Here is a 21,070-nt window from a genome sequence, read left to right as displayed (position 1 = left end):
AGCAAGCTCCTGCGACGGGGCCGATTGCTTGCCGGTTACAACCGGCCGCTCGTGCTGATGTATCATCGCGTCGGAGAACCACGCGTCGATCCTTGGGAACTCTCGGTCTCGCCACAAAATTTCGCACGCCAAATCGAAATCCTGACAAAGGCGCGCGATATTGTTCCCTTGCAATGGCTGGCACAACGGCTTCGGGACGGAAAGCCAGCGAGAAATGCCGTGGCAGTTACCTTTGACGACGGTTATGCGGATGTCGTGCAAAATGCCGTGCCGGTCATGCTACGCATGAACGCTCCTGTGACCGTCTTCGTCACTACCCACGCGCTCAGCGACCCCTCAGTGTTCTGGTGGGATATTCTGTCGCGCATCACTTTGGAAACGCCTGCTCTCCCGGAGAGGCTCGCGATCCAGATCGCAGGCCGAAACTATGATTGGCTGGTGACGGAGGACGCCACGCGCGCGAAATCGAATCTCGTCATCAGCCGCACGGCGCTCCATTTCGGCTTGCACGCACTGCTGAAGCCGTTGAGAGTACACGAACGGAGGAGGGCGCTGCAGCAGCTGGCAAGATGGGCAGGAACCGACGCCAGCCCCCGAAGGCGTGACCGCGCCATGACTCATTCGGAGCTGCGGCATCTCGCCGACACCGATGGCGTTTCGATCGGTGCCCACACCTGCACGCATCCATCCCTGCCGTTGCTGAAACGGGACAGTCTTGAACGCGAGATCTCCGCTAGCCGCAAACAATGCGAAGAGATTACAGGGCGGAGGGTGGCGGGATTCGCATACCCCTTCGGAGACTTCGACGACAGCACCGCCGAAGCGGTAAGATCTGCTGGCATGGACTATGCAGTAACCACCCTGCCGCGTGAAGCTGGGCTCAGGGTCGACCCTTTCCGACTGCCGCGGGTCACGGTCGCTGATTGGGGTGAGATAGAGTTCCGGCGCGCGGTCCTTTGCCATGGCTGACCATGCATGCCGAGAACCGCGCGTCACGGGAATCATCGTCGTGTTCAACGGCGAGAGATATCTCCGGGAAGCTATTGACAGCGTTGTAGGTCAAAGCTTCACCGACTGGGAACTCCTCGTCGTCGACGATGGCTCGACGGACCGTTCATCTGTCATCGTGCGCGACTATGCGCAGCGCTTGCCAGGCAAGGTGCGACTACTCTCCCATCCCGACAAGGGCAATCATGGTATCAGCGCGTCGCGCAACCGCGGGCTGGCCGAGGCGCGGGGCGCCTATGTCGCGTTTCTCGATGCAGACGATACATGGCTGCCCGAAAAGCTGTCCGAACAAGTCTCCATCATGGAAAACGATCCGGCGCTCGGTCTAATCTACGGCCGGACGTTGATCTGGCATAGCTGGGCAAAGCTTGCTGGTCGTGCGGACTACTATTACCCGCTCGGAGTCGAACCGAACGCCCGATACGATCCGCCCGTGCTGCTGGAACTGCTGCTGCAGAACCAAGCCCAGACGCCGACAACTTGCAACGCCCTGATGCGTTCAAGTTTGTTGGCAACGCTCGGGGGATTCGAGAACAGCTTCCGCCTGATGTTCGAAGACCAGACCTTCTTTGCGAAGGCGCTCGCATTCGCGCCCGTCTACGTGTCCGGCCAGACCTGGGCGAGATACCGCCAGCACGTCGAAAGCTGCTCTGCCGCTTCTGCCAGGGCAGGCGCTGACGAAGCCGCGCGTATCACGTTTCTCAGATGGCTGAATGGGGTGATGGCGGATCAGGGCGCCTCCTTCCGCATTCGTTCCGCAATCTGGAAAGTGCTCGCGCGCGAAACCTGGAAGACGAGCAAGCGAAGCATCGTAAGACGGCTGCAGCGATGACTTCCGTGCCGCGGGTGACGATCATAACCCCCTTCCTCAATGCGGCGTCAAATCTGGGTGAAGCGATCGCCAGCGTCCGGGCCCAGACGATTGCAGATTGGGAGCTCTTGCTGGTTGACGACAATTCGACGGACGACAGTATCAGGATCGCCAATGATGCCGCGGCAATCGATCCTCGAATTAAGGTGCTGCGCAGGCCTCCCGGATCCAAGCGTGGCGCCGCGGCAGCGAGAAACGCCGGAATAGCGGCCAGCTGCGGCGATTTGCTTGCCTTCCTGGATGCAGATGATTTGTACGAGCCGCATATGCTGCAGACGGTCCTGGCGGCAGCCGATGCCAACCCGGATGCCGCAATGATTTTCGGGCCGACCAAATGGTGGTACCCGGATGGAGCGCGCTCCGACTGGGTCGAGCCGACGGATGGACTTGCCGCACGCTTACATCAGCCCGCCCGGCTTTTGGGTCGGCTGCTGCTGATGCAGGACGGCCACGTTCCGTGTACCTGTTCCGTGCTCTTGCGGAGAAGCGCGGTTAGCACGGTTGGTGGCTTTGAGGAGCACTTTGAGCTCTATGAAGACCAGGCTCTGTGGGCGAAGCTGTTCCTGCGATTCCCAGCCTTTATCACTCCTGTAACTCTCGCACGCTACCGGCAGCATTCCAGTTCGGCCTCGGCGATTGCCACTCAGCGAGGGCTCTATGATCGGATGGGGAAACACCCCGCCCGCGCCGCTTTTCTGGACTGGATCGCGGAGCATATGATGGAAAGTGGAACGCGGGATTTCCGCCTCCAATTGGCGCTGCGGCTGGCACGCGCGCCCTATGTCACGCCTGCAACGATCGGAAGCAAAGCCGAACGGCTTGCCCTGAAGATCATGATGTGGACAGCAAAGCAGCGGCGCAGGATTCGGCGACAGCTTGCGCACGTGGCTAGGTGAAAACAGGCGTCACTTCCTGACCACCCATCGATGCGGGAAGCTGACATTGCCAAAGCCAGGCTGGGCGCTGACCGGTCGATCGTCGAGCAAACCGGGCATGACATCGAACACAGCGGCCGTCTCGACATGGTCTTCGACCACCCTGTCGTCCGCCACCAGCGCTACGTCAATCCTGTAGCGCCCTGGTCTCAGCATAAGGCTGTCCACATGTACCGTGTAGACTTCGCCCTGACGGTCATGCAGGGAATGCTCCCGGCTATCAAATGAGGTCACAGGATCCCCGAGATCATCAATGATAGTCACAAGGCACTGCAATGTTTCGCGCGGCCCATCAACCTGAAGCCGAAAAGTTGCCGGCTGCCCGGACGCGACGGGACCCATTTCATTGAAGACTTCGATGCCGACCACACGGAGGCGGCCGCGCCCGGTGCGCGTGGATCGCACACTCAGATCGGTTCCTGCGCGGGCCTCAAGCGTCTGGAGATAATCCCGGACCACGTCCTGAGTCGGACCGTCCGCCTGGATCATCCCGCCGTCGATAAGGATTGCGCGGGTGCAAAGTCGCTGCAGAACCGGCATCTGGTGACTGACGATCAGCACGGTGCGGCCTGTCCCGGCGATGCTCGCTGCCTTGGCAATGCATTTCTTTTGGAACGTGGCATCGCCGACTGCCAAGACCTCATCGACCACCAGAATGTCGGGATTGACGTGGGCGGCAATCGCGAAGGCCAGACGCAAGTACATGCCGCTTGAGTATCGTTTGACAGGCGTATCGAGAAACGGCTCGACCCCGGAGAAATCCACGATCTCGTCAAGCTTGGAATTGATCTCGATGCGCCGCATGCCGAGTATGGCCCCGTTGAGATAAATGTTCTCACGGCCGGTCAGTTCGGCATGGAACCCCGTGCCGACCTCCAGCAAAGCTCCCAGCCGTCCATGTATCGTCGCGCGGCCGGAAGTCGGCTCCACGATCTTCGCCAGTATCTTGAGAATGGTGCTCTTTCCTGCACCGTTGGGACCGATCACGGCAAGGACTTCGCCTGCGTGCACCTCGAAGGAGACGTTTTTCAACGCCCAGAACGGCTCGTCCGCACCTTTGCGGTGGCTTGTATCGGCCTCCCCGCGAAGACCCCGCCTTTTGCTGGCGAGCGCGTCTCGCAGCGTGGGGAAGCTGTTGTTCGCCACACCAAGTCTATACGCCTTGGAGAGATTGGCAGCTTGGATCACGATGTCGGTCATCACTCAGATCAGGTCCGGAAACGCGCGTTCGGATTTTGAGAAGATAGTCAGTCCGGCAACGAGAAGGGCTAGCGAGGAGAGCGTTGATATCGAGATCATGAGCCAGTCCGCAGGCGTGCCCAGCACGCTCCAGCGGATGGCCTCGACTGTCCCAACCATTGGGTTCAGACTATAGAGCGGCCGCCACAATTGAGGGACGAGATTGGCTGGATACACGATCGGGGTCATGAACAGAAGTATCTGAAGGCTGAACGGCAACAGATAGCCCACATCGCGAAAGCGAACGTTGATCGCCGACAATGCCACGCCCACTCCAGTCGCTGACGCAGCCATTACGAGCACGAGCAGCGGCAAGAAGACTGCTTGTGGTGCCGGCCAGCTTCCGAATGCCAGCATGGCGGCGAACAAAAGAGCGAAGCCGACGAGCATATCGGTCAGGCATGAGGCCATCGTGGAGATGGGAATGATCAGACGCGGGAAATAGACGCGTTTCACCAGCTCCTGGTTTCTGACGAGGCTGCCCGTCATGCTGGCGACGGCTCGCGAAAAAAAACTCCATGGCACAAGCCCACACAGAACAAATAGCGGGTATGGCGCGCCGTTGGACGAAATGCCTGCGAGCTTGCCGAAGAAGATGCTGAAGACCGACATAGCAACGAGCGGCTGCAGCATTGCCCAAAGGATGCCCAGATAAGTCTGCCGGTATTTGACCTTGAAATCACGCCAGGCCAGGAAGAACACAACTTCCCGATATCGCCAAAGCTCGGAAGGTTCGAACAGTCCTCGCTTGCGGGACGGATCGATGATTGTCACGACAGCTGATTGCGCGCCTGTCTGGTCCGACACGATGATGGCGTCCGCCTCCCTTGACAGCCCCATTGAGGCTTACATTTCCGCGCAGTGCAATCAGCACTTTTGATGGTGCCTGCCGTTCACGAGCCTCACCATTCGAGAGCGCATAGCAGCCGCCCTCAATGCTCGACCAGATCCTCCGGAGGCGCGAGATCGCGCCGCATATCCCCGTTGTTCGATAAGTCCAATCGGACGGAGGGCATTTTTCGCACACGGACTTTATATTCGACCCGGATGCGAACGAACACCTGCCCGGGCCGTCTGAGTTTCTACCGCTATTCTCCTACCTGTGCTGGGTTGTCGAGGATACATTTCCCTATTGAACTTGTGGTGATGTTATGCCCATCGAAGATAGTCAGGCTACAGGAATCTTTCGTTTTTACAGTGTAGTGTATGCACTGCACCGCTGGTGACAGGGTCCTTAAGATGTGCCATTGTCCAATGGGGTGGTACTATTTGCGCGGATTTGGGTTGTTCGGGCGATGCGCGTTGCGCGAACCATCATTGCGTGGAGGGAGTGACATCTCATTGGCAATTCAGACGGCTTGACGAGTCAGCGTTCATAGCTCCTGAGCAAGCTGCAAAGCTTTGGGTCGGAAATGAAAAGTGTTCTTGTCGCGGGAGCAGCCGGGTTCATCGGATCCCACCTGGTTGATCGACTGTTGTTAAGGCAAGAAATCAATCGAATTGTTGCTGTTGACAATTTCTGGACTGGTACTCGTGCCAATCTGGATCATATCGCCGACCCTCGCTTGGTCGTGGTAGATGTGGCTGTTGAAGATTTTCAGCAGGGGAGCCTTTTTGACGAGATCTATCATCTCGCCTCGCCTGCTTCGCCTCCCTGGTATATGCAAGATCCGGTACGAACCATCTCGGCCAACGTAATAGGAACTATGCGGCTTCTGACCCTTCTTCGCGCCGGGGGCCGTTTCTGTTTCACGTCCACGTCTGAGGTTTACGGCGATCCGCTGGTAACGCCGCAACCGGAAACTTACAGGGGCTCCGTTGATTGCACGGGGCCGCGTTCATCGTATGATGAAGGTAAGCGTTGCGCCGAGGCCCTGCTTTTTGAGAGTAACCGATTGAGCGGGCTCGACATTCGAGTTGCAAGATTGTTCAACGTCTACGGACCTAGGACACGACCTGACGATGGACGTGCAGTATCAAATTTCATCACGAATGCGCTGTTCGGCAAACCTATAATCGTTTTTGGCGACGGCTTGCAGTCGCGGAGTTGGGGATACGTCAGCGATATCGTGGACGGCCTAGAACAATTCTTCTGGGGGGAGGAGCATGGTTATATTGGTCCCCTGAACATCGGAAACGATCGTGAGATTTCCGTTATCGATGTTGCCCGTTACGTCGCAGGCTTGGTGCCAGGCACCAAAATCGTGCATGTTGATCCGATCCCCCAAGATCCGACGAACCGCTGCCCGGACTTAACTCTAGCGCGGAGGATCATCCCCGGCTGGGCCTGTCAAATACCTCTTGAAGAGGGTGTGCGCCTCACCCTGGACTGGTTTCGCCGCCAGCAACAGAACGACTTGTCCAGTGTTTCCTCGGACTCGATGGTTGCCGCATCGGTGTGAGTGGGATCCGCCCCGATAAAATGTGACCGAAAAAGGGGAGAAATGTGCTCGCCGCAATCCGGATTCTTCGACCAACGTCGCGGTATGCTCAACCGGCCAGTTCGATGCTGTGAACGCGCGCTTCCGCGCATCGTTCAGGGCCCACCGAAGGCGACATACAAGTGCGGAAGGCTCCTCCGCGGCAATGCATGCTCCCCCAGCAACTCCTCCAACGCGTGGTCGGCAACCTTATGGGTGTTCGAGCGGCGCGGATGGCCTGCACGCTCTCGCTCGGCGACGATCCGTGATGGTCACTCACATCTTGCGCTGGCAGGTAATAAAGCCCGTACGACCGGACGGCTGGGCGATCAGAGGCAGTGGCATGTCTTGATCAGGAAGATTACTCCCACGGAGTAAGGCAGGGCTAAAAGCCCCAAGGCGATCCAGAAGCCGGGTTCGGCCATTGCGGCGAGATCTGACAGAAGTTGCTTCATGTCGCCTCAGTCCACGCCCCTGATCGCTCCGCATCGATCCACAAGGAAAGAGCCCGCTCTTGAGGGAGGGGGAAGCGGGCTCTTGGCTGGAGCTTATGACCCAGCAGCACGGCGGACTTGAATTTGTACTGCGCCGGCTGCTGTCCAAACCATAATCGGGCAGCTTTGTTCCCCTGTCGGCTATGGTCCTGGGCACAGCCCGTGATCCCGCCGAGGCGGCGGTCTATCTCAAAGCATAGAGATAGGCGGCGATGTCACGCGCTTGCTGCTCGGTGATGCCGGTGGAGGGCATGGCGGTGTGCGGATTAACGTCCCTTGCTGATCGTATCCAGCGGATCATGTTCTCCGGATTGTTAGCCAGCACGCCGCCAACATAGATCCTGTCAGATAGACTGGCGTCTAAGCGCGGGCCGACGTGGCCTACCGCACCGGGTACACCGGTGATGGTGTGGCAGCCGGCGCAGCCATTCGCCAGCATGATCGGTACCGCACGTGCACCGACGCCGCCGGTAGCGGCGTCCGCCTCTTGCTGCACCCGATGGGCTCGGTCGGCCCACAATGCGAGCGCGCCGCCCGCGACGACCAGCAGAATGCACACGGCGATGATCAATTTAGATGGGCCAGGGCGCATGCGCGACCTTCCTGGTTCCGCTCGTCGTTATCCAGAGGCCGGCCAGCAATAGCGCTGCCCCGCCATAGATAAGGCCGGCCGGGACCCACATAACGAGCCCGGCAAGCTGCTGGTCTTCGATCGGGCTTAAATTCCACACTGCCGCCCCGGCAGCATTCTCCGGGTACCAGAGCTTCGGCGATAGAAGAAGCAGGACGCCGAGCAGGCCGGTGTGCAGGGAGGTGAAGAAAAGATGCATCACGGCACTTCCATAGGCCTGCTGTTGGCCTTGGCGCGGCAGCAACGCCCACCAGAAGAGCAGGCCGGTGCCGAGGAAGCTCGCATGTTGCGCATAATGCAGCACGCCATGCTCGAGCGCTGCCTCAAACAGGACCGGAATGTGCCACACCCATATCGCGATCCCGTGAACAATCGTTGCGGTGACAGGCCGGCTCGCAAAGGTCCAGAGCGCTCGCAGCGATTTGCCATGCCCAACCATACCCAGGGCACGCCGAAACGTTACGGGAAATGCCCACAGCAGAGCAGGGGCGGGGCAGGCGATGACCAGCAGCGGCGCCGCCACTGCCATCAGCAACTCGTGCTCGATCATGTGCGCGACAAACAGCCGCTCGCCGAGAGCATGGATCGGACTGACCAACGCTGCCGTCAGTACGCTCCAGCCGGCGGCAAACAGCAGCGCCTGACGCATCCGTAGCGGACGGCCGCGAGTGCTGCGGCGCCACAGCCGCATCGCACCGGCCATGTAGATGAGCGCGACGGCCGTCAGCGGGGCCGTGATGGGAAGCGCAAGTGTCCATCCGGCCTCGGGCGCGCCGGAGCCATAGCAGATCGAGGTGGAGAAGAGCGTGGCCAGGTTCATCGCAGACACTCGTCCAGGATAAGTGCGGCGCTTCCCTGCATGATGATGACCAGTGCAAACAGGAGAGCCGCCAGCATGCCGAGATCGGCGACGAAATGCTCGGTACCGCGCGTGCGTTCTGCTTTGAAAGCAGCGCCGCCTTGCCGCTTTGCCTGCCAGGACAGAGCACCGCCCAGAAGCGAGAACAAGGCGAGCAGCAACGCTAAGGGAAGCACGACCGGCACCTGGTGATTGCATTGCCAGGGAACCAGCGAGTAGTTCAGTTGCGTCGAGACCGCCCAAGCCAACGGGCCCGACAAAAGCCCACCCCAGGAAGTTCCCAACCGGACCGCGCGCATGTCAGCCGAGCCTCGGTACCCAGTAGATCAGCAGATAGATCGGAAGCCAGGTTGCGACCACGAAATCCCAATAGAAAACATTGTCGCCGACGTCGCCGAAGCGTCGCCCGCTATAGCCATGGCGCGTGAACATCAGCACCGTCAGCACGATCGTATCGCCGACATCTGTTATCAGATGCGTGGTGTGGAGCCCGAGCAGCACCCAAAGCATCGAGCCGTAGGCGTTCGTATCCCAGTAAACGTTCAAGGCCGGAAACTCGAACCAGCGCACAAGGAGCGGGGCGAGGCCGAGCAGCGACATGACAACCAGTCCGATCCGCACCGGCACGATGGCGCATTGCTTGGCATAGCGATCGAGGATGTGGTTCGGCACCAGGCTGGCGATCAGCAGCAGCGTGACGATCGTTCCTGGCCAATGGTTCGGCTGCGGTGCACTCAACGGCCATTCAGGCCAAGAGACCGCCAAGTAGAGATAGGCGGCTGCGGCGAGCGCAAAGCCGGTGCCCTCCAGAGCCATGAAAGCGAGCGTGCCCCACCAGGTCGGGCTGCGCGGACCATGCCCAAAGGTGGGGAGACCGGAAACATCTGTGACGGGACGCTCGTTCATTCCTCGTCCTCCGGATCACCTTTTGGCCAGAACCAGCCGATCAAGGTGACGGCGATTGGCAGGGCGCCCCACACGATGGCCCAGGGGGTGAAGATCGAATAGAGAAACGTGCCGCCTACGGCGAACGCTGCAAAGAGCGGCCAGATCGACGGTGTCGCCGATTTCTCGCGAATGTCGGGATGGGCTTCAGCGACTGTCGAGACCAGCAGCTCGCGCGCGTCGACGCGAAGCCCGGTCGCTACGGGAAGAGCGTCGCGCTCGGCCCAGAGTGGCTCCGCGTTGGTGACGACCGGAATGCGCGCGAAATTATAGCTCGGCGGCGGCGAGGGCGTTGCCCATTCCAGGGTGCCGGCCTCCCAGGGATTGTTGCCTGCCGCTGCGCCTTTCAACGCGCCATGCACAAGATTGAAGGTGAACAGGACGAAACTCAGGAAGAAGACCACCGCGCCTGCTGTTATGAACAGGTTGATGTTCCCCCAGCCAAGCTCGGCCGGATAGGTGTAGACCCGTCGCGGCATGCCCCACAGCCCCACAATGTGCATCGGGAAAAAGGCGGCGTTGAAGCCAATGAAGGCCAGCCAGAAATGCAAGCGGCCCAGGCGCTCGCTCATCATTCGGCCGGTGACTTTAGGAAACCAGAAATAGGCCGCACCCAGCAGCGGGAATACCGATCCGCCGATCAGCACATAGTGGAAATGCGCGACGACGAAGTAGGTGTCGTGCACCTGCAGATCCAGCGGTACGGAGGCCAGCATGACGCCGGTGAGACCGCCGATGACGAAGATGAAGAAGAAGCCGAACACGAACAACATTGGCGTGCGGATCACCGGTCTGCCGTCCCACATCGTTGCCAGCCAGCAGAAGATCTGTACGCCGTTGGGAATAGCGATCATCATGCTGGAAGCGGTGAAGAAGCTGGCGCCGAGCTTGGGCAGGCCTGTCGCGAACATATGGTGGACCCACAGGCCGAAGGACAGGAAGCCGACCGCGATCAACGACAGAACCATGCCGAGATGGCCGAACACCGGTCGCCGGGCGAAAGCCGGGATGATCGAGGAGACCATGCCGGTCGCCGGCAGGAAGATGATGTAGACCTCGGGGTGACCGAAGAACCAGAACAGATGCTGGAACAGCAAGGCATCACCGCCTTCGGCCGGGTTGAAGATGTGTGTGCCGACCAGCCTGTCGAGGATCAGGAATGTCGAGGTGATCATCACCGCCGGCATTGCGAAGACGATGACAAAGGAGGTGACCAGCATCGCCCAGACGTATAGCGGGATCTTGTCCAGCGACATGCCGGGAGCACGCTGCTTCAAGATCGTGACGATCGTCGCCACTGCCACAGCCAGTGAAGACACCTCGGTATAGGTAATCATCTGCGCCCAGACGTCGGCGCGCTTGCCAGGGGCGAATTCGGGACCGGACAGCGGCACATAGGCGAACCAGCCGACGTCCGGCGCCATGTTGAGAGCGAAAGACACCCAGGCGAACAGGCCGCCCGAAACATAGACCCAATAACTGAACGCATTCAGCCGCGGAAACGCGATGTTGCGGGTGCCGACCATCAGCGGCACGAGATAAATGCCGGTCGCCTGCACGATCGGTACCGCGAACAGGAACATCATCGTGACGCCGTGCATGGTAAACAGCTGGTTGTAGAGGTCCGGCCCGATCAGCCCACGCTGTGGTCCCGAGAGCTGAACACGCATAGCCACTGCGTTGAGCCCGCCCAGACACAGAAAGACAAAGGCAGTGATCAGATAGCGCCTGGCGATCACCTTGTGGTCGACGCTCGACAGCGCGCCGATGATGCCCGGGGGCGTACGCCAGGTGCGCTCCAGCCACCGCTGGAGATCGGCTTGCTCCATGCCGGTATCGCGCGGTCCGTCATGCTCGGGAGCGAGATCTCCCTTTGCTTGCGCCTCCGCCCGCAGGTCACGTCCGCTCGTCAGGTCGGCGCTGGTCATTTCAGCCCCTCGAGGTAGGCAATGATGGCATTGAGCTCGTCGCCATTGAGAGCCGTTACAGGCATGTGGGAGCCGGGCTTGATGCCTTGCGGGTCGGCGATCCAAGCGGCGAGATTGCCGCGGCTCATCGTCAGCGTTCCGGCTGCGAGAGTTTGCCGGCTGGCTATATGGGTAAGATCGGGCGCTACCGTGCCACCTGCGGGTGTGCCGCCGATCCTGTGGCACATCACGCAGGGCCGCTGGAGGAAAAGATCCGCGCCGGCCTTGGCTTCGGCATTGGTCGGAGCGGCGGCAGGCCGCAACTGGTCGTCCAGCCAGGCATCGAACTGCGGCCGCGGCTCGGCAATGATGAAGGTGCCCATGTTGGCGTGCTGCGCGCCGCAGAACTCAGCACATTGACCACGATAGACGCCTGGCTTGTCAGCCCTGATGTCCAGCACATTCATATGTCCGGGGATGAGGTCGAGCTTGCCGGCAAGGCTCGGCACCCAGAAGGAGTGGATTACGTCTGTTGAAGTCAAAAGAAGCCGAACCGGCTCGCCGGCCGGAATATGGATCTCGTTCGCCGTCGTCAGGATGCGGCTTGGCTGAGCATTCTCGTAGCGCACTTCCCACCACCATTGGTGGCCGGTCACGCGGACCGTCAGCGCCTCGTCCGATCCGATCCCGGCAAGGGTCCGGTTGGCGAAGAAGCTCAGCAGGGTCAGCCCAATTAGGATCGCCGCAGTCACCCCAACCGCGGTCAAGACCACGCGCATTTTGCGATGTTCGGAAGCGAGGTCGAGCACGAGCGGATCTTTTCCTGTTCGAACTCGCTGGAACAGGGTGGCGACCAGCACGACCATCACCAGCATCCACACGGCCGCGCACAGGGCAGTGAAAAACCAGATCAACCAGGCGAGCTCGCCCGCGGCCGGGCCTTTCGGATCGAGAGCGGACTGCCAGCCGCTGCAACCTGAAAGCGCCAGGAGAGCGGCTGCGCAACTCGCTTTGGGAAAAAATCGTTTCACGGCGATTTCCCCAGCGTCGCGGCATCGGGGAGGCGATTTTCCGACGGATGGACCATCATGTCGTCGTTACGCTGCGGTGCGGCGGAGGAGGGGGCGTTGCCGCTCAGCGAACGTACGAAGGCTGCAAGCTCCCAAATCTGATCATCGGGTATCTTGTTTCGGAAGCTAGGCATGCCGTTAGGCCGCCCGTCCCGGATCGTTGCGTGGATACTCTCGATCGAGCTGCCGTAAACCCACTTCTCATCCATCAGCGCCGGTCCCATGCCGCCGCCGCCATTGGCATGGCACCCCGAGCAATTGAACCAGCTGAACAGGCGCTTGCCCTCGCTGAGATGAAAGGCGTTGGCCTCGAAGCTGGCAGCCTTGTTGTCGCTCGGGAGCGGCCTTTGGCCGCCTGGCTCCAGCGCAGTCACCGGCGTTGGCTGTTGGCCGGACCCAAGGGCCGATTGCGGACGTGTGTCGCGCTCTTCCCGCTGGCAAGCGGCAAGGGCCAGCATCGCCGACAAGAGCACGGTGAGGTTCCGCCTCATCGGTCCGCGCTCCCGCCGATATCAAGGCGCGGCACACCGTATCGGGCCAGGGTCGCGTCGATCTCAGCCTTGTGCTTGGCAAGGGCTGCATCCACTTCGTCGCGCAGCGCGTCGTCCCCGCGTCGGACGCCCATGGAGATGTCGTAGACCATTGGCAATTGAGGCCCGTCGATTCGAGGTGTCACGGGCGTGATGCGCAGCGGTGTCTTCTGCTTGGCGGCGAAATAACCGGCGAGCGGGCCCCAGACGACGGCAACATCGATCTCGCCGCTGGCCACCGCCTCGACAATGCGCGCGGGCGGGTTGGGAGCCGAATAGTCGCCATAGACTGGATAGCCGACGAGATGACCGACAATGCCGCGGCGGCCGAGTGCCTGGGCCGGTGGGGAGTTGGCCCCGTCATCGCCGATGAGCTGCACGCCGATGCGCAGAGTGCGCAGGCGTGGATCGTTGAAAGACGTGATCTCGGGACTGTCCCGCCGCGTCACGAAGACATAGGTCGAGCGGTAATAGGGAGCGGTGGCGCGGAGAATTTCGAGATTGGCGGGAGTGCCAGGTATGAGATCGCACAGGCCTGCCTTGAGCGTGTTGCGAACGAAACCGCGGCGTTGGGCCCACCAGGTATAGGAAAGTCTTGCATCCAGCTCTTTGGCGATGATCTGGGCAATCTTGTTTTCGAAGCCCTGTCCAGCGGCGTTGGAAAACGGCATGTTGTTAGGGTCGGCACATACCTTGAGTTCACGTGCGTCGGCGGCAACCGCGAAGAGCAGCGAGGCAAACGCTACCACCGCGACCACAAGACGCCCGTTCGCCTCGCGTCTTCGAACTGCCTTCAACTCGAAAGCATCAGGGGAGCCGGAACACATAGAGCGTGCCTCCCGCCGTGGTCGCGTTCTTCAGGTCTTTCATCGCATTGACGAAGCCGAGCGCGGCGGTAGCGTCGCGCGGGTCGAGGTCGCCCGATACGATCGCGCCGGCCCAACCGCCGACGCCCGACAGGATCGCGACGTATTGGTGCCCGTCGGGGCCGCGATAGGTGACCGGCTGGCCGATGATCCCGGACGAGGTCTTGAACTGCCAAAGCAATTCCCCTGTCCTTGCGCTCACAGCTTTGAACCAGCCCTCCATTGTGCCGTAGAACACGACGTTGCCGGCGGTGGCGACCGCGCCACTCCACACCGGAAAATTCTCTTTAAGGTTCCAAGCCGGCTTTGCGGCCGCGATGTCCCAGGCGGTGAAGGCACCGCGGTTGCCACCCGGGCCCGGGATCATGCGCACATTCATGCCGACATAGGGGGTGCCGGCGATGTAGTTCACCTCGAGGCCTTCTTCGTCCATGCACAGATTGTTGTGTGGGATGTAGAGCAGTCCTGTCTTCGGCGAGAACGCAGATGGCTGCCAATCCTTGAGCCCGGATGCTGTCGGGCAGATATCCCGGATCACCCTGCCGGTGCCGGTTTTCTTGTCCGGGTTTTCGATCAGGCGCCCGGTTTTCAGATCGACGCCCTTGCTGGAATTGACGACCCCATAGGGTGTCGCTGACAGGACTTCCCCGGTGGTCCGATCCAGAATGTAGAGATAGCCGTTGCGCTCCGGGCGGACGAGCACTTTGCGCGGCTTACCCTGCCAATTCATATCGAGCAGGATCTGCTCGTTGATGCCGTCGTAGTCGTGCAGGTCGTGCGGGCTCCATTGGTAGAACCATTTCGCGGCTCCGGTATCGGGATCGCGCGCGAAAATCCCGGAGGTCCATTTGTTGTCGCCGGGCCGAAGGTCCGGATTCCACGGCCCTGGATTGCCGGTCCCGTGATAGATCAAGTTGAGGTCCGGATCGTAAGAGATCCAGCCCCACATGTTGCCGCCGCCGATCTTCCAGGCTTCCGGCGGCCATGTGGTCACGCCAAGGTCCTTGCCCTTGTCCATGTCGTAATGCGGCTTGAAATCCGGCCCGATCAGCACGTCCTTGTCCGGTCCGGTGCCGTAAGCCGTCCAGACGACATGTCCGTCGCCCGCGTCCAGCGCCTTGACCCAGCCGCGCACACCCATCTCGCCGCCGGAATTGCCGACCAGCACTTTGCCCTTCACCACAAGCGGCGCCATGGTTATGGTCTCGCCGATATTGATGTTGCCGACATGCGCGTTCCACACCGGTTGGCCAGTGGCGGCATCCAGCGCGATCGTGTGACCATCCAGCGTGTTGAAGAAGAGGCGCCCGTCGGCGAAGACCGCACCGCGGTTGACCACGTCGCAGCAGGCAACGCCCTGCGCGGCAGGCTCAGGATTTGGCTCGTACTTCCATTTCATCGGCGCGCCCGGTTTGGAAAGATCGAGCGCGTAGACGATGTTTGGAAAAGGTGTCACGATATACATCGTGTTGCCGACGACGAGTGGCGCCGCTTCCTGACCCTTGTTCACTCCGGTCGAAAAAGTGAAGGCAACTTGAAGGTTCTTGACATTGTCCTCGTTAATGTCCGCCAGTTCGCTGTAGCGCGTCGAGGCATAATTCTTAGCCGGCATTGTCCATTGGCCGTCATCAGGTGGCGCGGCCGCGGCGGGCGGTGTGATGGCGGGTGTCACCGCGGACTGCGCGGCCGCGGCGTTCAGCAATGAGCAGCCTGCGGCCAGCACCAGCCACTTCAACGGCCTAAAGTCGAAACGGCGGCCCCTTTCCGCTCCTCGGCCGTCTGGTGTCGCAGATGCGTATTTCCCCGCCACTTTCAGAGATCCCCTCATTTGCGGATCGAACCTCCCACTCCGGCGCCGAGTTCCGCCGCGACGTCCGCCTCGGTTCCTGCGCACAACGGATGACCCCAACCGGAGGCGCTCTTTCCGCCAGGATCGAGATCGTAGACGATGGCGTCCTTGGCGTTGGGGTTGACGCCCGCCGGAACCTTGTCCAGGCCCAGGGCCGCACGCAGCCGCCAAGCGACATTGTGATCGGCGCACGAGGAGTCGCCGCTGACGCCAAGCCCGCCGACAATCGTTTTGCCGTCGTAGAGAGCCAGGCCGCCGCCAAATGCCACGACGCCGCCGATCGGCTTGCCAACCAGCGGATCGCTTGCACTCCCAAAGGTCTTGCTATCGCCGGCATAAGCGGCTGCCTGGTTGACAGGATTGGTAAGCTGCAAGCCGAACAAGGGGCCACCCGGCTGAACAGAAGCATATAGATTCGCCGTCGAGAGAGCCAGCTGGGCAACGCTGAGCCCGTTGGCCGTGCTGGCCTTTTCGGCTGCGATCAGCCGGCTGCCGGGCCACTGCGCATCGCTGGTGGGGCCGCTGAAAGCAACGGCGCAAACTGTCCCGTCACGCGTAACGATCGCCGCCCATTCATTGGTCTCGAAGCCGCCATTGGCGGGGCCTCCGCTTGCTTTGACGTTTGCCTTGAGGGCAGCCAGGAGCTTGGCGTGGTCGGCGGGGCAGGGTAGCTGTGCCCAGGCCCTGCTTTGCAGCAATGCACAATTAACGAGTACCAGGAGGCTGAAAGCCAGGGAGGAAAGCTGTGGGCGACCCATGATCCGGAGCATTCGTTGAACACAATGTGGAAAGTGGGAGCGCTCACAGAGCAAGGAATCCTCGCCCGATCCCTTGGCAAACTGAGCTATGTTCCCACACTTTCAATGGAACTCGGACGAGGCCCCTATGTTCCTAGTTCCTGAAATTATGATGGAAGGCACAGACGTTGCGACCATGGGCAGCAGCTCATTCTGCCGCCGACCGTGAGCGGGCCGATATAGACATTGCCGGGCCAAACAGCTCGACCAGCTCCTCACCGCTCTCCGCACCTATGGATTTTCGACGCCTGAAAGTGCAGACGCTATGCGCAAGGTAACCGAACCGACGGACAGGCGGTTTTGCGCCCAGGCCACAGACCTGGAACCGCATTATGGCATCATGTGAGCCTGATGCGCATCCATCGCTCCCATGTTCTGGCTGAGATGGTTCATGATCCACACCGAGCCCAAAACGACCAAGGTCACGATCAGCACACCGAAAGCGAGCGCGAGCACGTTGTTGGTGTTGTCAGGTCCTGTCGTCAGGTGCAGGAAGAAGACGAGATGTACGCCCATTTGTGCGATGGCAAGCACCGTCAGGGCCGAGATCACGGCCGGCTGGTAAATTAGATCGGTTTGTGCCGCAATGAAGGACGCCACTGACAACAACATTGCCAGGCCAAAGCCCAGCAGATAGCCGGAAAGGCCTCCCGCCACCTCGTGTTCCTCGCTGCGTTCTTCGCCTGGTGCGGAATCGCGGCGGTCAAGCATGTCCTCGTTCCGGCTGTCCATTTCGCTCATGATGACGCTCCCAGCAGATAGACCAGGGTGAAGATGGCGATCCAGATAATGTCCAGCGCGTGCCAGAACAGGCTGAAGCAGTGAAGCCGGCGCAATATGTCGGGACGAAAGCCTTTTATCCAGAGCTGCGCCATCATGGTGCCGAGCCAAAGCAGGCCAAGTCCAACATGGGTTCCGTGGCAGCCCACAAGGGCGAAGAACGCGGACAGGAAGGCGCTGCGTGATGGGCCCGCCTGCTCATTCACCATGGCCGCGAATTCCTGCACCTCCAGGAACAGGAAGGCTGCACCAAGCAGGCCGGTCACCAGCAACCAGAACTGGGCGGCGGCCATTGACCGGCGGTGGGTCGCGAGCATCGCAAGGCCGCCGGTGAAGCTCGAGGTGAGCAGCAGCGCCGTCTGTGCCGCGACGCGCGTCAACTCAAACAGCTCCTTGCCTGTTGGCCCGCCCGCCGCCGAATTGGACAGGACGGCATACGCGGCGAAGAAAGCCGAGAACATTATGATGTCCGACAACAGGAAGATCCAAAAGCCGTAGGCAACCGTGACGAACTTCGAGGCCGGGCCTCCCTCGCCGTGGCCGGTCGCCGAGAACACGTGATGGCCATGCCCTGCGGTGCGGCCCAGCCGGTAGGGATCGCGCGTTGCGGTGCCGGCGGGGATGTCGCTCATGCCCCACGCTCGCGTCTATGCATCCAGGCAAGTTGGGCTGCCTTGCGGTCAAGATCGATGCGGCCGACCTCCTCGGCAGGGATCTCGTAATCGCCATGCTCGCGCCAGGCGAATACAACGAAGGTGGCATAGGCCCCGATGAAGCCGACAATCGCCAACCACCAGATGTGCCAGATGAGCGCGAAGCCAATCAGAGTGCTGAAGAAGGCGGTGACGAAGCCTGTGGGGCTATTGCGCGGCATCTCGATCGCCTCGTAGTCCTCTTCGGTCTCCTGACTCTGCTCGTCCATTGCCCTTTGCTTGACGGTCCAGTAGGGCTCCTCGTTTTCGACATGCGGCAGCCGCGCGTAGTTGAAGATGGGCGGCGGCGAGGATGTCGACCATTCCAGCGAGCGCCCGTCCCAAGGGTCGCCGGTCTCGTCGCGCAACTCGTCGCGATGCCTGATCGAGACGACAAGCTGCGTGACCTGGCATGCGGCGCCGACGATCATCACCACGATTCCGAAGGCCGCCACGACAAGCCACGGCGCCCACATATCCATGTCGATATGCTGAAGGCGGCGGGTCATGCCGAGAAGGCCGACGATATAGAGCGGCACGAACACCAGAATGTAGCCGGCAAGCGTGACCCAGAACGCCGCCTTGCCCCAACCTTCATGCAGCCGGAAGCCGAAGGCTTTCGGGAACCAATAGGTGAAGCCGGCAAAGGCCGCGAACAGCACGCCCGAGATGATGACGTTGTGAAAATGCGCCACGAGAAAGAGCGAATTGTGCAGCATGAAATCGGCCGGCGGAACGGCGAGCAGCACGCCGGTCATGCCGCCGATGATGAAAGTGGTGACAAAGCCTAGCGCCCACAGCATTGGCGTTTCGAAGCGCACGCGCCCGCCATACATGGTGAAGAGCCAGTTGTAGATCTTGACCCCGGTGCCGACGGCGATAACCGAGGTGGCGATGCCGAAAGCCGCATTGACATCAGCGCCGGCGCCCATGGTGAAGAAGTGGTGCAGCCAGACCATGAAGGAGACGATGCAGATGAACATCGTCGCCGCAACCATCGAACGATAGCCGAACAGCGGTTTCGACGAGAAGGTCGAGAAGATCTCCGAATAGATCCCGAAGGCGGGAAGCACGAGGATGTAGACCTCGGGGTGACCCCAGGCCCAGATGAGATTGACGAACATCATCTGGTTACCGCCGGCTTCGTTGGTGAAAAAATGGAAGCCGAGATAACGGTCGAGGGTTAGCATGGCCAGGGTTGCGGTAAGGATAGGGAATGCGGCGACGATGAGCATGTTGGAGGCAAGCGAGGTCCAGCAGAACATCGGCATGCGCAGATAGCCCATGCCTGGCGCACGCATCTTGAGGATGGTGGTCGCCAGGTTGACGCCCGTGAGCAGGGTGCCGACGCCGGAGATCTGGATCGACCACAAATAGTAGTCGACGCCGACGCCTGGCGAGTAGGTCGTCTCCGACAGCGGCGCATAAGGCAGCCACCCGGTGCGCGCGAACTCGCCGACGACGAGCGAAATGTTGACAAGCAGCGCGCCGGTCGCGGTCAGCCAGAAGCTGACTGAGTTCAGCGTCGGGAAGGCGACGTCGCGGATGCCGAGCTGCAGCGGGATGACGAAATTCATCAGCCCAATGACAAAGGGCATCGCGGCGAAGAAGATCATGATCGTGCCGTGGGCCGAAAAGACCTGGTCGTAGTGCTCCGGCGGCAGGTATCCCGGCCCGTGGATGGCGAGCACCTGCTGGGTGCGCATCATGACGGCGTCAACGAAGCCGCGCAGAAGCATCAGCGCCGCCAGCACGATATACATGACGCCGATCCGCTTGTGGTCGACGGAGGTTATCCACTCATGCCAAAAATAAGGCCAGTAGCCTTTGATCGTTACCCAGGTCAGAACGGCGGCGGCGGCCAGGAAGACGATCAGGGCCGCGCCGAGCGGAATAGGCTGGTCAAAGGGAACGGCCGACCAGTCGAGCTTGCCGAGCATCGTCATCCTCCTTCATCGTGCTGGTGAGCCATGGGCGGCGCTCCCGCCTTGGGCTCAGCTTTCGGGCTCACCTGCGGCTCTCCGGCGGCGGTTCCAGCAGGTCCCGGCCCCGGAGGTAGCGTCTGGTGCACGACCGCATCGAACAAGCCCGGCTGCACATGGCCGAACGAGGATGCCGGCGCGTTGATGCTTTGCCTGGCAAGCTGGCGATAGGCGCTGGCGTTGAGCACGCCGCCTCCGCCATGCAAGGAGGAGGCCCAACTGGCGAAGGCGTCAGCCGAGACTGCCCTGACACGGAAATTCATGTCCGAAAAGCCATCGCCACTGAAATGCGCCGACAGGCCGAAATACTCGCCCTCGCGATCAGCCTGCAGGTTGACCTCGGTCTGCATGCCGTTCATGGCATAGACCATGCTGCCGAGCTGGGGCACAAAGAAGGTGTTCATGACGCTGGCCGAGGTCAATCTGAAACGCACCGGCATGCCGGTTGGAATAACCAGCTGGTTGACCGTTCCGACACCTTGATCGGGATAGAGGAACAGCCACTTCCAGTCGAGCGCCACCACTTGGATTTCGAGTGGCGGCCGGCTGGAGTCGATCGGCTTGCGAGGATCGAGATGGTACGATCCATAATAGATCAAGCCACCGAGGAAGAGGATGGTCAGCGTCGGAATCGACCAGACGATGAGCTCGATCCGGCCGGAATAGGTGAACTCTGGATCATACCGAGCCCTGCGGTTCGAGGCACGGAATATCCAGGCGAAGGCAAGCAGCGCGACCAGCGTCGGAATGACGATGACCAGCATGACGGCCAGTGAGTTCAGGAGGATCGTGCGGTTCCCCGCGCCGACCGGTCCCTGCGGGTCGAGCACGCCTCCCGCGCAACCCGACAGGGTTACCGCCGCGAAAATCCAGAGAAGCGATAGGCCTCGACTACAACGGTGTAACACTGGAAAACATCTTAGCCAGCCGCCGTCCCGGGGATGAGTACCTGCATAACTGAGGCGCGGGCTGCTTGTTCCGCAAAGATGCGCTTTTGTCTCCAACGGCGAAGGGCGCTACGTCGAGATGACGGAGCGTCTCGCGCGCCCCATGCTCCGATCTCAACTTGTTCTACGTCAGCGTTACGGCAAGCTGGCGCCCGTGTGGTCGGCCTGCCTTGTCGGCCACGCAATTCGCCTCAACATTTCGCGAAAAGAGACTGCGCCTAACGTGCTGCAGGCTGGATGCTCTTCCT

At 60.9% G+C, this 21,070-nt stretch carries 20 protein-coding genes; 4 read left to right on the top strand and 16 right to left on the bottom strand.

The window, feature by feature from the left end; translation table 11 throughout:
* The first annotated feature begins 24 nt into the window (after positions 1-24).
* From LB545_RS15375 to LB545_RS15365, 3 genes are read left to right on the top strand one after another with little or no spacing between them, the layout of a single operon-like run.
* Positions 25-969, top strand: coding sequence for a polysaccharide deacetylase family protein (locus LB545_RS15375; protein ID WP_224705382.1), 945 nt, complete (start codon positions 25-27; stop codon positions 967-969).
* Complete coding sequence (locus tag LB545_RS15370; RefSeq protein ID WP_140674450.1) at positions 962-1,840, top strand: glycosyltransferase family 2 protein; 879 nt, start codon at positions 962-964, stop codon at positions 1,838-1,840. Before LB545_RS15375 ends, LB545_RS15370 begins: the two co-directional genes overlap by 8 nt.
* Entirely contained in the window at positions 1,837-2,775 is a 939-nt protein-coding gene (locus LB545_RS15365) for a glycosyltransferase family 2 protein (RefSeq protein ID WP_181178035.1), read from the top strand. Before LB545_RS15370 ends, LB545_RS15365 begins: the two co-directional genes overlap by 4 nt.
* Before the next feature lie 9 nt (positions 2,776-2,784).
* Here the strand turns inward: LB545_RS15365 and LB545_RS15360 are convergent, their stop codons facing one another.
* Positions 2,785-4,014, bottom strand: a complete 1,230-nt coding sequence (locus LB545_RS15360) for an ABC transporter ATP-binding protein (protein WP_224705381.1) — start codon at positions 4,012-4,014, stop codon at positions 2,785-2,787.
* 3 nt (positions 4,015-4,017) lie between these two features.
* Complete coding sequence (locus LB545_RS15355) at positions 4,018-4,860, bottom strand: ABC transporter permease (RefSeq protein WP_224705380.1); 843 nt, start codon at positions 4,858-4,860, stop codon at positions 4,018-4,020.
* A gap of 605 nt (positions 4,861-5,465) precedes the next feature.
* Here LB545_RS15355 and LB545_RS15350 point away from each other — a divergent pair.
* Positions 5,466-6,455 carry an NAD-dependent epimerase/dehydratase family protein gene (locus LB545_RS15350; RefSeq protein ID WP_140500659.1) on the top strand — a complete coding sequence of 330 codons (990 nt, stop codon included), beginning with the start codon at positions 5,466-5,468 and terminating at the stop codon, positions 6,453-6,455.
* A 696-nt stretch (positions 6,456-7,151) separates the two neighbouring features.
* Here LB545_RS15350 and LB545_RS15345 read toward each other — a convergent pair.
* The 14 genes from LB545_RS15345 to cyoA all read right to left on the bottom strand — a co-directional run bounded on the left by LB545_RS15345 (position 7,152) and on the right by cyoA (position 20,783).
* Positions 7,152-7,538, bottom strand: a complete 387-nt coding sequence (locus LB545_RS15345) for a c-type cytochrome (RefSeq protein ID WP_224519045.1) — start codon at positions 7,536-7,538, stop codon at positions 7,152-7,154.
* Between the two features lies 1 nt (position 7,539).
* Complete coding sequence (locus tag LB545_RS15340) at positions 7,540-8,418, bottom strand: cytochrome c oxidase assembly protein (protein WP_224705379.1); 879 nt, start codon at positions 8,416-8,418, stop codon at positions 7,540-7,542.
* A complete protein-coding gene (locus LB545_RS15335) occupies positions 8,415-8,756 on the bottom strand; it encodes a hypothetical protein (RefSeq protein ID WP_140500656.1) in 342 nt (113 codons plus the stop codon). Before LB545_RS15335 ends, LB545_RS15340 begins: the two co-directional genes overlap by 4 nt.
* A gap of 1 nt (position 8,757) precedes the next feature.
* The gene (locus LB545_RS15330) at positions 8,758-9,363 is read right to left on the bottom strand and encodes a heme-copper oxidase subunit III (RefSeq protein ID WP_140500655.1); all 606 of its coding nucleotides are present in this window, start codon (positions 9,361-9,363) and stop codon (positions 8,758-8,760) included.
* Entirely contained in the window at positions 9,360-11,330 is a 1,971-nt protein-coding gene (gene ctaD / locus LB545_RS15325) for a cytochrome c oxidase subunit I (protein ID WP_140565683.1), read from the bottom strand. Before ctaD ends, LB545_RS15330 begins: the two co-directional genes overlap by 4 nt.
* Positions 11,327-12,340, bottom strand: a complete 1,014-nt coding sequence (gene coxB / locus LB545_RS15320) for a cytochrome c oxidase subunit II (protein ID WP_140584239.1) — start codon at positions 12,338-12,340, stop codon at positions 11,327-11,329. The genes ctaD and coxB overlap by 4 nt, the downstream gene beginning before the upstream one ends.
* Positions 12,337-12,870 (bottom strand): c-type cytochrome, encoded by a 534-nt coding sequence (locus LB545_RS15315; protein ID WP_140500652.1) that lies wholly within the window; start codon positions 12,868-12,870, stop codon positions 12,337-12,339. The genes coxB and LB545_RS15315 overlap by 4 nt, the downstream gene beginning before the upstream one ends.
* Complete coding sequence (locus LB545_RS15310) at positions 12,867-13,736, bottom strand: substrate-binding domain-containing protein (RefSeq protein WP_140517461.1); 870 nt, start codon at positions 13,734-13,736, stop codon at positions 12,867-12,869. The genes LB545_RS15315 and LB545_RS15310 overlap by 4 nt, the downstream gene beginning before the upstream one ends.
* Complete coding sequence (locus tag LB545_RS15305; RefSeq protein WP_263493954.1) at positions 13,717-15,477, bottom strand: methanol/ethanol family PQQ-dependent dehydrogenase; 1,761 nt, start codon at positions 15,475-15,477, stop codon at positions 13,717-13,719. The genes LB545_RS15310 and LB545_RS15305 overlap by 20 nt, the downstream gene beginning before the upstream one ends.
* Before the next feature lie 122 nt (positions 15,478-15,599).
* A complete protein-coding gene (locus LB545_RS15300; protein ID WP_224705376.1) occupies positions 15,600-16,436 on the bottom strand; it encodes a GlcG/HbpS family heme-binding protein in 837 nt (278 codons plus the stop codon).
* A gap of 315 nt (positions 16,437-16,751) precedes the next feature.
* Positions 16,752-17,162, bottom strand: coding sequence for a cytochrome o ubiquinol oxidase subunit IV (gene cyoD / locus LB545_RS15295; RefSeq protein WP_140521304.1), 411 nt, complete (start codon positions 17,160-17,162; stop codon positions 16,752-16,754).
* Positions 17,159-17,833 (bottom strand): cytochrome o ubiquinol oxidase subunit III, encoded by a 675-nt coding sequence (gene cyoC, locus LB545_RS15290; protein WP_140521305.1) that lies wholly within the window; start codon positions 17,831-17,833, stop codon positions 17,159-17,161. The genes cyoD and cyoC overlap by 4 nt, the downstream gene beginning before the upstream one ends.
* Positions 17,830-19,833, bottom strand: a complete 2,004-nt coding sequence (gene cyoB, locus LB545_RS15285; RefSeq protein WP_224705375.1) for a cytochrome o ubiquinol oxidase subunit I — start codon at positions 19,831-19,833, stop codon at positions 17,830-17,832. Before cyoB ends, cyoC begins: the two co-directional genes overlap by 4 nt.
* Before the next feature lie 2 nt (positions 19,834-19,835).
* Entirely contained in the window at positions 19,836-20,783 is a 948-nt protein-coding gene (cyoA, locus tag LB545_RS15280; RefSeq protein WP_140517451.1) for a ubiquinol oxidase subunit II, read from the bottom strand.
* Positions 20,784-21,070: the final 287 nt, after the last annotated feature.

It is taken from the genome of Mesorhizobium sp. BR1-1-6, assembly GCF_020165355.1.
Classification (GTDB): Bacteria; Pseudomonadota; Alphaproteobacteria; order Rhizobiales; family Rhizobiaceae; genus Mesorhizobium.
The sequence above is the reverse complement of the archived record's forward strand: the minus strand, read 5'-3'. Positions and strand labels throughout refer to the sequence as shown.

Excerpts from the sequence above, each read along its gene's own strand:
- LB545_RS15370 (WP_140674450.1), top strand. The coding sequence starts at position 962 with ATGGCTGACCATGCATGCCGAGAACCGCGCGTCACGGGAATCATCGTC.
- LB545_RS15365 (WP_181178035.1), top strand. The coding sequence starts at position 1,837 with ATGACTTCCGTGCCGCGGGTGACGATCATAACCCCCTTCCTCAATGCG.
- LB545_RS15360 (WP_224705381.1), bottom strand. The coding sequence starts at position 4,014 with ATGACCGACATCGTGATCCAAGCTGCCAATCTCTCCAAGGCGTATAGA.
- LB545_RS15350 (WP_140500659.1), top strand. The coding sequence starts at position 5,466 with ATGAAAAGTGTTCTTGTCGCGGGAGCAGCCGGGTTCATCGGATCCCAC.
- LB545_RS15340 (WP_224705379.1), bottom strand. The coding sequence starts at position 8,418 with ATGAACCTGGCCACGCTCTTCTCCACCTCGATCTGCTATGGCTCCGGC.
- LB545_RS15335 (WP_140500656.1), bottom strand. The coding sequence starts at position 8,756 with ATGCGCGCGGTCCGGTTGGGAACTTCCTGGGGTGGGCTTTTGTCGGGC.
- LB545_RS15330 (WP_140500655.1), bottom strand. The coding sequence starts at position 9,363 with ATGAACGAGCGTCCCGTCACAGATGTTTCCGGTCTCCCCACCTTTGGG.
- ctaD (WP_140565683.1), bottom strand. The coding sequence starts at position 11,330 with ATGACCAGCGCCGACCTGACGAGCGGACGTGACCTGCGGGCGGAGGCG.
- LB545_RS15315 (WP_140500652.1), bottom strand. The coding sequence starts at position 12,870 with ATGAGGCGGAACCTCACCGTGCTCTTGTCGGCGATGCTGGCCCTTGCC.
- LB545_RS15310 (WP_140517461.1), bottom strand. The coding sequence starts at position 13,736 with ATGTGTTCCGGCTCCCCTGATGCTTTCGAGTTGAAGGCAGTTCGAAGA.
- cyoD (WP_140521304.1), bottom strand. The coding sequence starts at position 17,162 with ATGAGCGAAATGGACAGCCGGAACGAGGACATGCTTGACCGCCGCGAT.
- cyoC (WP_140521305.1), bottom strand. The coding sequence starts at position 17,833 with ATGAGCGACATCCCCGCCGGCACCGCAACGCGCGATCCCTACCGGCTG.
- cyoB (WP_224705375.1), bottom strand. The coding sequence starts at position 19,833 with ATGCTCGGCAAGCTCGACTGGTCGGCCGTTCCCTTTGACCAGCCTATT.